Annotated in this window: 16 protein-coding genes; 9 read left to right on the forward strand and 7 right to left on the reverse strand. The window is 35.6% G+C overall.

Annotated features, from left to right (window positions below; genetic code table 11):
- Positions 1-248 precede the first annotated feature (248 nt).
- Both argR and Q4503_RS03135 read right to left on the reverse strand, forming a co-directional pair.
- Positions 249-728, reverse strand: a complete 480-nt coding sequence (gene argR / locus Q4503_RS03130) for a transcriptional regulator ArgR (RefSeq protein WP_159818530.1) — start codon at positions 726-728, stop codon at positions 249-251.
- 100 nt (positions 729-828) lie between these two features.
- On the reverse strand, positions 829-2,040 hold the full coding sequence (locus tag Q4503_RS03135) for an acyl-CoA dehydrogenase (RefSeq protein ID WP_303601354.1): 1,212 nt from the start codon (positions 2,038-2,040) through the stop codon (positions 829-831).
- A gap of 401 nt (positions 2,041-2,441) precedes the next feature.
- Between Q4503_RS03135 and Q4503_RS03140 the strand changes: the two genes are divergently transcribed.
- From Q4503_RS03140 to Q4503_RS03155, 4 genes are read left to right on the forward strand one after another with little or no spacing between them, the layout of a single operon-like run.
- Positions 2,442-3,878 (forward strand): COG3014 family protein, encoded by a 1,437-nt coding sequence (locus Q4503_RS03140; protein ID WP_303601355.1) that lies wholly within the window; start codon positions 2,442-2,444, stop codon positions 3,876-3,878.
- Between the two features lie 53 nt (positions 3,879-3,931).
- Entirely contained in the window at positions 3,932-4,375 is a 444-nt protein-coding gene (locus Q4503_RS03145; RefSeq protein ID WP_303601356.1) for a YcfL family protein, read from the forward strand.
- Positions 4,376-4,405: 30 nt separating this feature from the next.
- A complete protein-coding gene (lpoB, locus tag Q4503_RS03150; protein WP_303601357.1) occupies positions 4,406-5,008 on the forward strand; it encodes a penicillin-binding protein activator LpoB in 603 nt (200 codons plus the stop codon).
- Positions 5,009-5,035: 27 nt separating this feature from the next.
- The gene (locus Q4503_RS03155) at positions 5,036-5,512 is read left to right on the forward strand and encodes a glycine zipper 2TM domain-containing protein (RefSeq protein WP_303601358.1); all 477 of its coding nucleotides are present in this window, start codon (positions 5,036-5,038) and stop codon (positions 5,510-5,512) included.
- A gap of 203 nt (positions 5,513-5,715) precedes the next feature.
- On the opposite strand, the gene Q4503_RS03160 is transcribed toward Q4503_RS03155, so the two are convergent.
- The 3 genes from Q4503_RS03160 to Q4503_RS03170 all read right to left on the reverse strand — a co-directional run bounded on the left by Q4503_RS03160 (position 5,716) and on the right by Q4503_RS03170 (position 8,178).
- Positions 5,716-6,921, reverse strand: a complete 1,206-nt coding sequence (locus tag Q4503_RS03160) for a bifunctional alpha/beta hydrolase/OsmC family protein (RefSeq protein ID WP_303601359.1) — start codon at positions 6,919-6,921, stop codon at positions 5,716-5,718.
- Positions 6,922-7,307: 386 nt separating this feature from the next.
- Positions 7,308-7,622 (reverse strand): co-chaperone YbbN, encoded by a 315-nt coding sequence (locus Q4503_RS03165; RefSeq protein WP_303601360.1) that lies wholly within the window; start codon positions 7,620-7,622, stop codon positions 7,308-7,310.
- 70 nt (positions 7,623-7,692) lie between these two features.
- The gene (locus tag Q4503_RS03170; RefSeq protein WP_215973253.1) at positions 7,693-8,178 is read right to left on the reverse strand and encodes a YHS domain-containing (seleno)protein; all 486 of its coding nucleotides are present in this window, start codon (positions 8,176-8,178) and stop codon (positions 7,693-7,695) included.
- Between the two features lie 147 nt (positions 8,179-8,325).
- Here Q4503_RS03170 and Q4503_RS03175 point away from each other — a divergent pair, with 147 nt between their 5' ends.
- A complete protein-coding gene (locus Q4503_RS03175; protein ID WP_303601361.1) occupies positions 8,326-9,147 on the forward strand; it encodes an AraC family transcriptional regulator in 822 nt (273 codons plus the stop codon).
- A gap of 47 nt (positions 9,148-9,194) precedes the next feature.
- On the opposite strand, the gene Q4503_RS03180 is transcribed toward Q4503_RS03175, so the two are convergent.
- A complete protein-coding gene (locus tag Q4503_RS03180) occupies positions 9,195-11,798 on the reverse strand; it encodes a GGDEF domain-containing phosphodiesterase (protein WP_215973255.1) in 2,604 nt (867 codons plus the stop codon).
- A 4-nt stretch (positions 11,799-11,802) separates the two neighbouring features.
- Positions 11,803-13,347 (reverse strand): PAS domain-containing methyl-accepting chemotaxis protein, encoded by a 1,545-nt coding sequence (locus tag Q4503_RS03185; RefSeq protein WP_215973256.1) that lies wholly within the window; start codon positions 13,345-13,347, stop codon positions 11,803-11,805.
- 188 nt (positions 13,348-13,535) lie between these two features.
- Here Q4503_RS03185 and Q4503_RS03190 point away from each other — a divergent pair, with 188 nt between their 5' ends.
- From Q4503_RS03190 to Q4503_RS03205, 4 genes are all read left to right on the forward strand, one after another.
- Positions 13,536-14,099, forward strand: a complete 564-nt coding sequence (locus Q4503_RS03190) for a response regulator (protein ID WP_303601362.1) — start codon at positions 13,536-13,538, stop codon at positions 14,097-14,099.
- 139 nt (positions 14,100-14,238) lie between these two features.
- Positions 14,239-14,952: a spondin domain-containing protein gene (locus tag Q4503_RS03195; protein WP_303601363.1), complete on the forward strand. Its 714-nt coding sequence runs from the start codon at positions 14,239-14,241 to the stop codon at positions 14,950-14,952.
- A gap of 10 nt (positions 14,953-14,962) precedes the next feature.
- Positions 14,963-15,712, forward strand: a complete 750-nt coding sequence (locus Q4503_RS03200) for a spondin domain-containing protein (protein WP_303601364.1) — start codon at positions 14,963-14,965, stop codon at positions 15,710-15,712.
- Positions 15,713-15,771: 59 nt separating this feature from the next.
- Complete coding sequence (locus Q4503_RS03205; RefSeq protein ID WP_215973260.1) at positions 15,772-16,515, forward strand: response regulator transcription factor; 744 nt, start codon at positions 15,772-15,774, stop codon at positions 16,513-16,515.
- The last annotated feature ends 27 nt before the right edge of the window (positions 16,516-16,542 follow it).

Raw genomic sequence — 16,542 nt, forward strand, 5'->3', positions numbered from 1 at the left:
TAACTTTGATCAACTTAGTTTAATTAACAATGATAACTCAACTGATAATTAAAACGATGTTAACTTACTAGAGTAGTGCTGATTATGACAGGAGAATAACTCGCTATTATTTTATTTAAAGGGTAAAAAAACGAGCTATTCTGGGCTTTATTGCAATCTATTTAAGTAGATTTAGAGTTAGGTTAATTGGCCGATTAAGAGTTTATAAATTGATAGCCATCATGAATTTTAAATTTTATCACTTTATATTAACTGGCATTAACCCCAAGTAAAGTACGAATCGATTGTGATATTTCTTCTATTCTTTCCGCTTCTACCGGTGCAATAAAAATAGTGTCATCACCTGCAAGTGTTCCTAAAATTCCCGCGGATTCACCCATGCTGTCAAGCATTCTGGAAATTAAAGGTGCGCCGCCAATACCTGTTTTTAATATAATTTGCATACCATTATGTTTAACACTTAGTACTACTGATTCAATAGAGTGCTTCGACTTTGGCACAGCTAATTCATCAGGTAAAATATAAATCATTTCATTTTTAGCATTACGTGTTTTTACTGCACCTAACTTAGATAACAAGCGAGATATCTTAGCTTGAGACATATTTTCAAAGCCCTGCTCAGCTAACGCTTCAGCTAATTGTCCTTGCGAACCATAGCATTGTCCTTTTAATAATCGCTTAAAAGCATACACCAAATTCGATTCATTTTGTTTTCTAAGTGTGGTCATCTTTATGCTGTCTCAAAGTACAAGTAAGTAGAAATATAATTACAATAATATTTCTACTATTCTACACTAAAAATTTTTAATTAGTATGACTTGCTTAATCTTAAAAAAACGCCTGAATACCAGTTTGAGCTCGACCTAAAATGAGTGCATGAACATCATGTGTACCTTCATAAGTATTTACCGCTTCTAAGTTCATCACATGACGAATAATATGAAATTCATCGCTAATACCATTACCACCATGCATATCTCTAGCTGTCCTAGCAATATCTAATGCTTTACCACATGAATTACGCTTAATTAAAGAGATAGCTTCAGGGGCTAATTGCCCTGAATCCATTAGTCGTCCTGCTTGTAAACAAGCTAATACCCCTACACTAATATCTGTTTGCATATCCGCTAATTTTTTCTGAACAAGCTGTGTTGCAGCTAACGGTTTACCAAATTGTTCACGATCGAGGGTGTATTGGCGAGCTCCATGCCAGCAAAACTCTGCAGCACCTAATGCCCCCCATGCAATGCCATATCGAGCCTTATTTAAACAACCAAATGGACCTGACAGCCCTTCAGCCTTAGGAAGCATATTTTCCTTTGGCACAAAAACATCCTCCATCACTATTTCACCGGTGATTGACGCACGTAATGAGAATTTTCCTTCTATTTTTGGGGCGCTTAAACCAATCATTCCCTTTTCAAGAATAAACCCTTTAATCACACCATTTAATTTAGCCCAAACAATAAATATATCCGCAACAGGTGAATTAGTGATCCACATTTTACTTCCGTTAAGTTGATAACCACCATCAACCTCAATCGCTTTAGTTGCCATACTTGCAGGATCCGAACCTGAATTAGGCTCAGTTAAACCAAAACAACCAATCGCTTCACCACTCGCCAGTTTAGGAAGAAATTTCATTTTTTGCTCTTCACTACCATAAGCATGTATTGGATGCATCACTAATGATGATTGCACACTCATTGCACTACGATAACCACTATCTACTCGCTCTATTTCTCGGGCAATTAAGCCGTAAGTTACATAGTTAACCCCGGCACAACCATACTTTTCATCGATAGTTGCCCCGAGTAAACCTAATTCACCAAGCTCTTTCATAATGCCAATATCAAAACGTTCGTGCCGATTCGCTAATAAAATACGTGGCATTAACTTTTCTTGGCAGTACTGATGAGCACTATCACGTATCATACGCTCTTCTTCAGTTAATAATGACTCTAGCAGCAGCGGATCTTGCCAATTAAAACGAATTTTATTTTGTTGTGATTGTTTTAAATTATTGAGTTCTTCTGACATAGGTATAAACACCTTAAATGTATATCGAGTAAGTGAAATTTTATTCGTGTATTCGTTTGTATCAAATTCTAATTCAACGCTGAAGCAAGTCAATATTTGTCTAACAAGGAACGTGACTTTGATGACTAAAATCAATAAACCATGTATTAACCTGTAAATGAGTTTACTCATTAACCGATAAAGCAAACTCTAGATAGAACTAACCAATATCAGGAAAGTATAATTTTATGAATACTGAATAATATGCGTATTGCTCCATAGTTCGCGTTAAAGTAATTTTTTAGGTAATTATTCAGCTTTATTTTCTATATAATACCAGTCAGGAGTAAACTAGGTTGAACTAATAAATAGTACTTTATGTCTAAGTAGCTCACGATCTAGGATAAAAATAAGTTAACCGTATGAAAGTAACCTTTATAAAAATCATCATATTCATACTCCTGTCACTAATACTAAGTGCTTGCAGTACCAGTGCATTTAATGACTTATTCAGTAATTACAATCAGCAAATGCGAGAAGTAAAACAGGCGCAACAACAAGGGAATTTTCAGCAAGCTATTAGCTTGATTCCTTCGCGTAACTCAGGTGATAGTAGCTATAATTTACATTTACTGGAAAAAGCCCGTTTAGCTTTCTTAGCGACAGATATTGAGCAAAGTCAAACTGACTTTGAGCAAGTATACCAACTCATTCAACAAGCTCAGCTTTCTGCAAAAGTTGAACTTAGTAGAGGTGTTGAAAATGTTGCGGCAATAATGAGTAATGACAACGCTACTCGTTATGATATTCCATTCTATGAGCAAAGTATGCTACATACCTATCAAGCACTTAATTACTTAGCCCAAAAAGATTTATCCGGTGCTCTGGTAGAGGTTCGTCGTGCTAACTTAGTACAAGAGCAAGCACTGAAGAGTAACGCTGACAGTATTTTAAAAAATCAAGAGCAAATGTCAGCGCAAGGTTTAAGTATTAACGAACTCGACAGTAAATATCCAACCATGAATAATGCTATTGGTAATGTTAAAAATGGTTTTCAAAATGCTTACACTTTTTATTTATCAGCCTTACTTTATGAAGCTGCAGGCCAACGTAATGATGCATACATTGATTACAAAAAAGCTTTGGAAATCTATCCTAACAATAGCTATATACAGCAAGATGTTTGGCGATTAGCAAATAACTTATCTATGAGTGCTGATATAAGTTTATTAAAAACAACGTTACCTGACACCATCATTAATAAAAACAACAAATTAGATAAAAAAAACAATGGGCAAGTTATTGTAATTACAGAAAATGGCATAGTAGCAGCAAAACAAGAAATAGCACTCAACTTACCTATTTTTACTCGTTACAATCAAACGCGCTTTTACAGTGTCGCTTTACCTAGCTACCAGAATTACTTAACGAGCTATTCACCATTAAGCCTGCAATACCAAGGTAAAAGTTATCAATCACAAGAGATAGTAAGGCTACAATCCTTAGCCGCGAAACAATTGAAAGATGATTTACCCGCAATGGTCACCAGACAAATAGTTAGGTTAGTTGCCAAAGAAGAGCTTAGACAACAGCTATCGCGAAATAATGGTGAGCTTGGAAACCTTTTTGCTAGTATTTATAACCTTGCAACAGAAAAAGCTGACACGCGAAGTTGGAGTACACTACCTGATAGCATTCATATAATGCGCTTAGACTTTCCGGTAGGTGAGCATAATATTTCGCTTAATTTAAATGGGGTCAACCAATCCGTTGAGATATCAGTTAATCCCAATAGAATTACATTAATAAAATTAACCGCTATAGGTACTTTTCATCAATATCAAACCTATAATCTTTAGCGTATAAATTGTAACTTATAATGCTAAAATAGACCTAACTTAGGAGTTTACTTATGAACCATAAATCTCGCACCATTTTAGCCTTAATAGTGGGCACTTTTTTGCTCAGTGCTTGTCAAAACATAGCACCGGTTACTTCAGGTGTTGGCAGTAATCAAATAGCACCAGAGCAAGCGTTTAGTGAACACTTACAAATAGACAACAAACAACTTGCTTCAAAACTATATATTAGCGATATCAAGTCACGCACTAATAATGGTTTATTAGAGGTCAACGCAATTTTAACGAGTACTTATAAAAAATCATTACAATTACAGTATCAATTGCAATGGTTTGATCAAGATGGTTTTGCTATTGAAGTAGGAAAAAGTCCATGGAAAGCGCTTGAATTACACGGTATGCAAGCAGCAACTGCCACAGGCTTAGCGCCATCAAACAAGGCGTCGACCTTTAGCATTTATGTCCGTGAAGTACCCAAAAAGTTTTTTAAGTTTTAATTAACAACACAAGTTATTAAGGAAAAAATAATGAATAAAATAGTATTAGCAACAAGCTTATGTATTGCCATAGCAGCACTAGGTGGCTGTACCAATAAATCAGTCGTTCGATATGGTGATGCCACAGCGGTAGAAACTACCGATATTAACTTTGGCTCAACTGATTTACAGAAAGTTGCCAGCCAAATGACTGACTCTTTATTACTATCACCCGTTGTTGGCACATTAACGGCCAATACTCGCCCAATTATTTTTGTAGAAAGCATCAAAAATAAAACCAGCGAGCATATAGACACCGAATCAATTACTGATTCTATTTCTACCAAACTATTACGCTCAGGTAAATTCCGTTTTGTTGATATGGGACGTGTTGCTGCGGTACGTGAACAACTTGAATTTCAACAAAGTAGTGGTATGGTTGATACCAGTAAGGCTATCGCTTTTGGCCAGCAAGTCGGCGCACAATATATGTTATACGGAAATTTAGCCAGTATTGTTAAATCGAATAAAGATAAGTCTGATGTGTATTATAAATTTACTATGCGCCTGATGGATTTAAAAAGTGGCTTAGTAGAATGGGCTGACGAAACTGAAATTCGTAAAACGAAAGAAAAAGAGTTTGTAAGCTGGTAGCATAATGGATAGGAGGCAAGTAATATCATGAAATTAACAAGTCTTAAAATATTGGTTTTATTTATCATATTTTTATTTAGCAATGATAGCTATGCCAACTACGATAGAAATAAAGCGGTACCTGTTGAGAAAGTTTTATTTGGTACCGTAATATCAGTACGTAACATTACTGATGAAACGCTTATTCAAGATAAGAATAATGGTTGGCATACCTTTGGTGGAGCCCTAATAGGTGGTGCTATTGGTAATCAATTTGGCGGTGGTAGTGGTAGAGATGTCGCAACAATATTAGGTGCTATTATTGGAGGTTCAACCGCAAATAACCGTCATAGCCAACCTAAAAAAGTCGTAATACGCTTGGTTGAATTAATGATCGAGGTCGACAGTGGTAAAAAGTTTATGGTGATACAAGATGTAGATCCACAAATGACATTTCATTCTTCGGATAAAGTGAGAATGATTTATTTAGAGAACAGTACCGTCAGAATAGATAAACAACGCTAATTTTTAGCAATACTAACGTTGAACTGGACGTTAGTATTGCTAATGCTAAACAATAGACTATGAACATTTATCTTTACTGTTATAAATTGGCTTAGCGAGCCTAAATGATCTGAAATGATTATTATAACTTGATAGCCTTAACGGGCAACTTTAGCTGATAAGGTTGTAGACCAAAGACTAATCTACAACATATCAGATAAACATTACTCCACTAAAGTAGTCAAAACTTGCGGGTTGTTGTGTAATGTTCTATGCACAGGGCATCGGTTAGCTATTTCCATCAGTCTTTCTTTTTCTTCATCGCTTAGTGGACCTAATAATTGTACCTTACGGATTAGTGCTTCCACCTTTTCATCATGCCCAGCAGCAGTACCATCCTCTCTTTTTAAAGAATCACGTACATGAGATAAAGAGACCTCTACATGCTCGAGTGGTATCTTTTTATGATCAGCATACATGCGAATAGTCATCGCGGTACAAGCCCCCAAGGCAGCAAGTAAATGTTCATAAGGATCAGGGCCTGAATTTTTACCACCTTGCTCTGTTGGTTCATCAGCATACCAATGGTGATGATCAGTAGATATATCTAACTGGAATTTATGATCAAACTCGGCAACTAATACATGCCCTTTGCTAACACTTTGATTTGCTATTTTAGGCATAGGTATATAACGACTTGCCCACCCCGAAATAGTTTGTGCTACATACTCACTGTCTATTGATTTGGATAAAAGGTGATCAGCGGTATCCAAGCTAACAAAACTTTTAGGATGTTTAGCCGCTTTATAAATTTTCTCAGCATCAGCAATATCGACAGTTGAATCAATAGGTGAATGTAATACGAGTAAAGCCTTGTTTAGGTGTTGAATATGAGCCGTTGTTTGATTACGTAAGTCGTCTAAAAATTGCTTTTTAATGGTAAACTCTCGTTTTCCCAAGCTTACTTTTGCTTGCCCGTCATTCTCTATTGTTTCAATATGTGCATCAAAGTTGTGTATTACATGACTTGCTTCATACGGAGCACCAATGGTCACAACAGCTTTTACGTTTGGAAGTTGGTCAGCCATAGCTAATACAGCCGCTCCGCCAAGACTATGCCCTATTAATAATTGTGGCGCTTCATAATGTTGCTCTAAAAATTTTGCAGCCGAAAGTAAATCTTCCGTATTAGAGGAAAAATTAGTGTTCGCAAAATCACCATCACTGTTTCCTAACCCCGTAAAGTCAAACCTAAACACAGCAAAACCATGCTGTACTAAAAAGCGACTAATTCTTGAAGCCGCTGCGACATCTTTACCGCACGTAAAACAATGCGCAAACAAAACATAGGCACGTATTGCTTGATCTGGCGTTTCTAATAAGCCAGCCAAGGATTGGCCTTGACTAGGAAATTCTACTTTTTTTCTCATCTACTACATCCTCAGTTAATAATTAGTTTCACATACAAAAATACGATTCAAAAGCTAACATAAAAACGATAACAAAGGCTTAACCTCACCTTATCAGTCAACTAATGTTAATTGTTAAGCACCAGCTACCATATCAGAATTATTAATAAATGGTATTGATGTTATCGACACGACCTTAAGTTAATTCGTAACAAAAAAAACACACTTAAACATATAAATAATCATAAATAATACAACCACTAGCATAGCCAACTTTTACTGTTACTTTCTTAATAATAGTTCGTTAAGGATAGTGCCTTAATAGCAGTAAAATATAGTGGTGACAGCTAGACTTACTCATTATTTATTAACGCCTGAACTAAGCTTTAAATGATATAAAATAATAATTAAGTAAGCCGCTCTAACCATTGCATTAATTGTTGTGGCGGTAAACCACCAACACGTTGATCAATAATTACATCGTCCTTCACTAGCATTAATGTTGGTACACTACGTATACCGTAATCTGAAGCAACTTGTGCTACAGTATCAACATCAATTTTAATCGTGCTAAATCGATCACTCATCAATCCAGACACTCCTTCAACAATAGGAGACATGGATTTACAAGGACCGCACCACGACGCAGTAAAATAAAGTAATGAATATTCATTCTCTCGCAATAATTCATCAATAGAGTCGGTTAATGTTAGCTTTTTCATCTTTAATTCTTCTTATCAATAAGTAAACTCGGCTTAACAAAAACACCTTAAACCGAGTTCAGGTTAAGTACTAATCAAATACTTTTTCAATTTGTTCTTCAGTTAATCCTTTAATACCAGACCAATTCGTTTGAGCGGTATCGATATAACCAGGAATATCAGTCACCCATTGTTTTTGTATATCTTTATTTAGATTTAAATACAGTTTACCTTCACGAATGTGCCAAGCAGTTGGGTCTGTATCAAACTTTTTGTTCATCGCGACTCCCATCGCACAGTAACCACCATATTGTGGTGCATATTTAGCTGGCTCTGATTGAAATAAGTCACGATTATCAGCGGTTGAAAATTGATAGATTGCACCGTTATACGCGGCTGTATATTTATTAGATCCCTTCGTTGGAGAGCTTTTTGTAAAATATGAAACGGCGTCATAGCCTTTAATCGCAATATCATTGTCGTTTACATTTACTTCAATATTTGCGGAAAAACTTAGGCTACTTAGTAATAAAGCTGAACTGGCAAAAGTTGATTTGATGATTGTTGAAAGTTTCATTTTGTTGCTCCGATATATAATATTTAAGGTTAGCTATTAATAAGGATCTGTTCCTTGGTTAATAATATAGTCCTTTCAATCAACTTAAAGGAATGACATAGTCTAAACTTTGAACCCAATCGTCCAAAACAGTTAAAAGAGAATAAAATGGATCAACTATCAGTTATCTTGCAACGCTTTTCGATGAATACCTCAGTATTTTTTACTGGCAATTTATGTGGCATTAGTAGCTTCAACAAGTCACCAAACCAAGGTCATTTACATTTACTTCGGGGCGGTGCGTTAACATTGATCGATGAACATGGAAAATCATTGTTCATTAATGAGCCCTCCGTACTATATATCCCCACACCTCATGCACATCGTATTATTGCCAGTGAAGAAAATCCTCCTGAACTCGTTTGCGCCAATATTATTTATAACGAGAATACATCTAACCCTATTGCAGACGCCTTACCATCGTTATTAATATTTAAGCTTAACGACGGTGAAAAGCTAAACCAAACGGCACAATGGTTATTCGAGGAAGCATTTCAAGAGCGATGTGGGCGGCTACCGATGATTGAGTCATTAACCAATATATTTCTTATTCACATACTTCGACATGTGCTCGACAATAATATTATTCAACACGGTTTACTAGCAGGGTTAGCTCACCCTCATATATCAACTGCTTTATTAGCTATACACGAAACACCTGAAAAACAATGGGGGTTAGAGGAACTGGCAGATTTGGCATTAATGTCACGCTCAAAATTTGCAGATATTTTTAAACGTACTGTTGGTCAAAGTCCAGGAAATTACTTAATTGATTGGCGCATTAATGTCGCCAAAGTATTATTAAAACAAAATAAACCTGTAGCAATAGTGGCTAATGCCGTTGGTTATGAAAATGGCTCGGCATTAGCAAGGGTCTTTAGGAAAAAGTTAGGGATTTCACCTAAGCAATGGCTTGAAAAAAACAACTAATTTGAAACTTGTAAATTATCTTTTCAAATACTGATCAATAAAATATTTTAGAGCCAGTTTTTAAGCCATTGTTCAGGCGTTAAGGGCTTAGAAAAATAATACCCTTGTATTATGTTACAGCCACGCTCAGATAAATACTCAAGTTGTTCTTTTGTTTCCACCCCTTCCGCAACTACCATAAGACTTAATGCCTTAGCCATATGAATAATACTATTAATGATGGGAACTTCATCAATAACATTAATAATATTATCAACAAAAGATTTATCAATTTTTAGTTCTGATATAGGTAAATGATTAATATAACTTAGGCTTGAATAACCTGTCCCAAAATCATCTAACGAAAAATTAATTCCCTTTTCTTTTAATGACTGCATTTTACTAATGACAAGATCAAAGTCTGCAATCAGCGCGCTTTCCGTCAATTCTAAAATCACCATTGAATAAGGTATTTGGTACTTATCAAGTTTAACTAACAAGTTATGATTAAAGTTGGGCTGAGCAATTTGTTTGGCACTGAGATTAATAGAAACTGGAGTCACTTCCGCTGAAAACTTTTGTCTTTGCGCTATTAACATACACACTTTTTCAATTACCCAATCACCCAGTTTGATAATTGCGCCATTTTGTTCAGCTAATGGAATGAACTCTGCTGGAGAGATAAAACCTAATGTTGGTGAGCGCCACCTTACTAAAGCTTCGGTTCCAACAATATCTCCCGCTATTGAATATTGAGGTTGTAATGCCAGATCAAGTTCGTCGACAAAACTTTTACTTTTCATCGCGAGTGATAATTCAGAGTATCGTTTTAAAATAAGTGTTTCATTTTTATTTGAAAACACATAACTATTCCCACCATTATTTTTAGCATTAGAAACGGCTAACTCTAATAAAGGTTTGATATCAATATAATTCATTTCTGCGGTAGGTGTATTTAATATACCAATACTTGCTTGAACATTGATTAAATGCTTTTTAATGATAATGGGTTGTCTAACGCTTTCTAATAAGGAATCAGCTAACATTTTATTGGAATGAATTGATGAATTATCACTACTAACATGTTCATTCGCGCTTAAAATAATATAAAAACTATCTGCGCCACTTCGATATAAAGCACCAACATTAGCTAAACTCTCAGCTAACCTTGCTGCCGTTTCATTAAGAACTTTATCACCGATCTTCTCACCATAAGCTAAATTAATTTGCGAAAACTTATCTATGTTTACTAAGAACACAGTTAAATTCTCATTCATTGATAAGGTTTTAGCGAACTTTTTCTCTAGTGCTTGTTCAAAAGAATAACGATTCAACACTCCAGTCGATTCATCGTAATAGGCCAGTTTATGAATCTCCTTTTCGGCTTTTTTTCTTTCAGTGATATCTCGAACAATACCAATAAATAACTTTTCTTCTGCATTTAATATTTCTGATATAGATAACTCCATAGGAAAGGTGCTGCCATCTTTTTTCATTGCTGGTAGCTCTCTACCAATACCAATAATTTTTGCATCTCCTGTTTCCAAATAATTACTCATATATTTGTCGTGACGAGAAGCAAATGGCTCAGGCATTAACATTGAGACATTTTTACCTATTAATTCTTCAGGCGTGTACCCAAAAGTTTTTTCAACTATTCGGTTCGCAGAGCGAATAATCCCTTGACTAGAAATAGTGACAATACTGTCATTTAAGTTATCAACGATAGTTTTTAGGTTTTGGCTTGTTGATTTTTGCGTGTTAAGTAATCGTTTTTGTTCCGTAATATCTTCAAATGCGCCATAAATATGTGTCGCAATACCTTTTGAGTTATTTCTTATTTGACCTGTTGTTCTTACCCATTTATGGCGACCTTTTCCATCAATAAAAGGTAACTCTAATACATAAGGTTTTAATTGTGACACCGCTAAATTAAAGCTTTGTTCTATTAATTTTTGAGCCTCGACATTATAAAAATTAATACACTCACTCAAACCAAGATTATGGTTAACAGATAGCCCATGGATACGAAACGTTTCTGCGGTCCAATGAATTTTACCTGTAGATATTTCATAATCCCAACCACCGACTTTAGCAAGTGACTCTATTTCCTTCATTAATTGATATTGCTGTAATAACTCCTTTTCTACTACTTTTTTATCTATAGCCATTACCGCTCGGCTAAATAATTGTACTAAAATTTTACAAACAAAAAGAGTTTCAGTGCTCCATTGAATAGCCTTTTTACTATCTCCTAAATAAATAAAACCTTTATTTATTCCTTTGATGTGAATGGGAATTAACAAAATAGAAGTGACATTAAAAATCAGTGCCATCTTATTTATATTCAGATCAAGAGAGGTATGACTATTCTCATTATCAATGAGAACTTCAGAGGTACTCATTAAAAATCGGAAAAACTCTGGATCATCTATTTTATTAACTAATTTAGGTGCTATTACACTGAGGTTACTATCAAAAAGATTAGCTTCACATTTATAACTTTTATTATCTTCACTCAACAACCATAAGGCGGCGCTATCAATCGATAATAATGATGCTAAAGAATAAAAACCATCTTCAACTAGTGGTGTCATATCACCAACATTTAAGGCATCATTAAGCAAAGCATTATCCGTTAGTGACATAAGAAGTTCTACGTATTTCATCATTACCTTATCTGTTCGAATTCGTAAACGCTTTCCCTAATGAACCAAGCGCATCGGCACGGCTACGAATTTCGTCTGTTTCATATTCAACGGTATTAACCTGTTGTAGGTTTTCTTGAGACGCATCACTAATATTAATAATATTTCGGCTTATCTCTTGTGACACCATACTTTGCTCTTCTGATGCGCTTGATATTTGAAGTGTAAGATCAGATATATCGGTAAGTAGTGCATACACCTTATTGACCACATCACGTGCTCCTGATGCTTTATCAACACATTCATCAGCAGAGTCTTTGCCTTTGGCCATTGTTTTGGACCATATTAGTAATGTATTTTGAATTTCTGAAATAGATGTTTGTATCTGCTCTGTTGCGGCATGTGTTCTACTAGATAAAGCTCGTACTTCATCTGCAACAACAGAAAAGCCTCGACCGTGCTCACCAGCTCTTGCTGCTTCGATGGCAGCATTTAACGCTAATAAATTAGTTTGATCGGCAATACCTTGAATTTCATTCATAATACTCCCAATTTTTTCTGCTTCGCTCGCGAGTTCAGAGGCTGATGAAGCAGATTCAGCAACTTCTTGGGCAAGTAAGTTAACTTGATCCATCGTATGCTGCATTGCATGAGTAGCTGTTTCACAGTCGTTATGTGCCTGATTAACTTTTTGCGAGGTGAATGTTGTACTTTTAGCAACTTCTTCAATAGTGACCACCATTTCTTCTACTGCAGTTGAAACTTGATGAAGTTCATGAGTTTCTTTTTCAGTGCCTTCTTTCGCCTTTTTCGCAGCTTCAGATAAATTAACAGCACCTGACGTTAATATTTTACTACTATCAAAAATACGCCCTAAAATTGTTTTTATTTTTCCATCCGATATTTTGAAATGAAAATCAGCAATACCTTGTGGTTTATTTCCTGAATATATAGCACGAGAAAGGCTGTCATACTCTTGCGTTAACCTACTAAAATATTGAGGTACACTAATCAGTTCGTTTTTGTATATAAAAAAGGGAATAAAAGGAAGTAAAAACATCGTGTATGGGTAATATAATGCACTGCATATAATTGCAAAGCTGCTTCCCCAGTAGGCTAAGTTTTTAATTAGAGTATTTTCATACCATTTGTTCAGTGATTTACCGCTATTAACGGCTTGATAAGCTTTAATTGCATTGAGCTTAGTTTCTTCATTGAGTTTTGTTCGAACAGACTGATAACCAACAAGGCTACCTTGTTCAAAAATTGGCGTTATAAAAGCATCAACCCAATAGTAACGACCATCCTTACAACAGTTTTTTACTGCACCACGCCAAGGTAAACCAGCCGCTAACTTTTTCCATAAATCTTTAAATGCTACGGCAGGCATATCAGGGTGCCTAACAATATTATGGTTTTGTCCTACTAGCTCCTCAAGAGAAAAACCAGAAATTCGACAAAAAGCAGGGTTTGCGTAAGTAATGACACCACTTTTGTCGGTTGTTGAAACTAACTCATCGTCCTGCTGAAAATTAACTTCTTCATTAATTATTGATTTATTTCTCTTATTCATTTGACTTCTCGTTGTATAAGTATATTTATTTACACTAATTTACTTCATCCGTGTAAAACGACAAAAACGACAAAACACACCATATTTTACAACAAATGAAATAAAAACACATTATATTGATCTAAGTTAATATATAAGCTGAACAGAGAGTTAGAATGAATTAACTTACAATGACGTATGGTTTGAAGATGACAAAAAAATCCCTGTTAACAACTTCTGAAGCGGCAGAATTATTAAACGTTGTGCCAACAACTATACGACATTGGGCTAATATCGGGCGCTTACCCTTTATAACGACACTTGGCGGCCATCGACGTTTTGATAAAAATGATATTTTACCTTTATTATCAAAAACTAAGAATTCAAAAGATATTAACACTACGTTTACAATTCTCATTATTGATGATAATAAAGAATTTTTAAATATGCTGGCTAAATCTCTAAAAAACGCTCTACCTTTCGTAACAATCATATGCGCAAATAATGGCTTTGATGCAGGCGACTTACTACATCGATTCAAGCCTGACTTAATAATGCTAGATTTAATGATGACTAATATTGATGGCTTCTCGATGTGTAATAGAATAAAAAGTACGCCGAGTACCTGTAATATTAAAATAATAGCAATGAGCAAAGTACTAACCGATAAGAGCCTTATGCATATTAATGAATTAGGCATTGAAAATTGCGTACAAAAGCCTTTTAATCCTCAGCAAGTAAAGCAAGTAATTGTCCCGATTATCTTTCAATAGCGCTGTGATAACTTTGTGATAATTAAGTAATGAAACCGTGATAACTTTGTGACCTTCCCACAACAACTCTCCTGCATACTTTCTCCTGAGTTTAAAAATAAACCATAAATATAAATATTAAGAGAAGGTATACGGAACCATGAAAATAGCATCTAAAAAATTAACTACTTTACTTAGCGTGAGCGCAATCGCATTTTCGAGCTCTGCGGTTATGGCACAAGATTTATCAATTACAGTCACTAATTTAACGCAAGGCTTACATTTCACCCCCATCGTTACATCTGCTCACTCAAGTGACAATCATATTTTCATGTCTGGTACTACTGCTACTGCAGAGCTACAAGCAATGGCTGAAGGTGGTGATATATCAGGCTTAGTTAGCTTATTATCAAATATCGATGCTAATACTAATGAAAACCCTGCGGCAGGTCTTTTGGCTCCTGGTTTATCAACTACTTTTACTTTAACAAATGACAGTACTAACACGCATTTATCATTAGCAGCAATGATTTTACCTTCAAATGATGGTTTTGTTGGTTTAGATAGTTGGAAAATTCCAACTGAAGCTGGTACTTACACTATTAACTTAAATGCTTATGATGCAGGTACTGAAGCCAACAATGAACTAGTAAATGGTGGCGCGGCTCCTGGAGTATTAGGAATTCCAGCTGCACCAGGTGGCGATGCTGGCACAAATGGGACAGGTGTTACTGATACAGAGAGCAATACAACTATACATATTCATCGCGGTAACTTGGGTGATGAGATGGCTGATGGCGGCAAAAGCGATTTAAACAGTAGTATCCACCGTTGGTTAAACCCTGTTGCTAAATTAACTATTACTGTTCAATAAGGAGAAAAATATGTTGAACTTTTCTTTAAATAACAATAGCGCCAGAGCCAATACTTTGAAAAAAAGTAAACGAATAATTGCATCAAGCTTATTATTAGTTTTATCAGCTTGTGGTAGCGACAATAATGATACAGCCCCCGTTATTGAAACACCGGCTACACCAGATGAATATAGTTATTCAGTTACTGTAACTAATTTAACTTATGCGCAACCACTTTCACCACTTGCAGTTATGTTTCATGGTGACAGTAAAATGTGGATGGCAGGTGAAGCGTCTTCAATAGCTTTAGAGCAATTAGCCGAAAGTGGTGATAACAGTCAATTAATAGCAGACTCAAGTGTACTTGCTTCTGGATCAGGCGAAGGAGTTATTATACCTGGCTCAGCGGACACTGTCGCAATCACAACAACAGATAGAAATGCTATTTATTTCACTGCTGCAACAATGTTAGTGAATACAAATGATGCTTTTACGGGTCTAACTGGTATAGATATATCTACAATGGCAATTGATGACGTAAAATCATGGAACTTAAATGTTTATGATGCAGGTACTGAAGCTAATAGTGAAGCGATGGGAACCATCCCTGGCCCAGCAGATGGCGGTACTGGTTTTGATGAAGCAAGAGATGATGTTGACTTCGTTACTATTCACTCAGGTGTTGTCAGTCAAGACGATGGATTATCTAGCTCAGTTTTAATTCAGGCGCATCGTTTTGATAACCCTGCGATTAAATTAACTATCACACGTACACAGTAAGTTGAACTTGGCCAGTTATATCAGGTTAAATTAACTTGCGCTACTAACTGGCCAGTAATATGAAAGATACCGTTTTAATTGTTGAAGATGAATATGATATTGCCAACTTGATCCAAGTGCATTTGTCAGAGTTAGATATTGATAGTGATATTTGTTGTCACGGACAACAAGGGCTTGAACAGGCATTAAAGCAAAATTACCAGCTAATTATGCTTGATGTAATGCTTCCTGGCATCAATGGATTAGATATTTGTCGACAAATTCGTCAAGAGAAACCATTACAGGCAATCATAATGCTAACGTCAAAAACATCGGAAACAGATCGAGTGCTAGGGCTCGAACTTGGTGCTGATGACTACATGACAAAACCCTTTAGTATTAGAGAATTACAAGCAAGAGTTCGGGCACAATTAAGACGAGCTCAAGCATACTCTCAAAGAAACCAAACAAGTGTTCCTAAAGAAAACAAAAAAGATGAGGTAGCACAAAAGCATAGTACTTGCATAGGGAAACTATTAGTTGATCAGCGTTATCATCAAGTAACTTATAAAGACAATGCGATTAATTTAACTTCTACAGAATTTGAATTACTTGATTATTTGTGTAAAAACCCTGATCAGGTATTTTCTCGCGCTCAATTACTTGATGGTGTTTGGGGCTATAATCATAGTGGTTATGAGCACACGGTAAACTCTCATATAAATCGTTTACGTAATAAATTAGAAGAAAACTGTGCAGAGCCGCAAATTATTCAAACAGTTTGGGGGGTTGGCTACAAGCTAAACTCTGCAGCCGTTTTATAGTCATCCATTAGTAATTAAAGAGTTCTT

The sequence above is a fragment of the Colwellia sp. 6_MG-2023 genome, assembly GCF_030547765.1.
Classification (GTDB): domain Bacteria; phylum Pseudomonadota; class Gammaproteobacteria; order Enterobacterales; family Alteromonadaceae; genus Colwellia.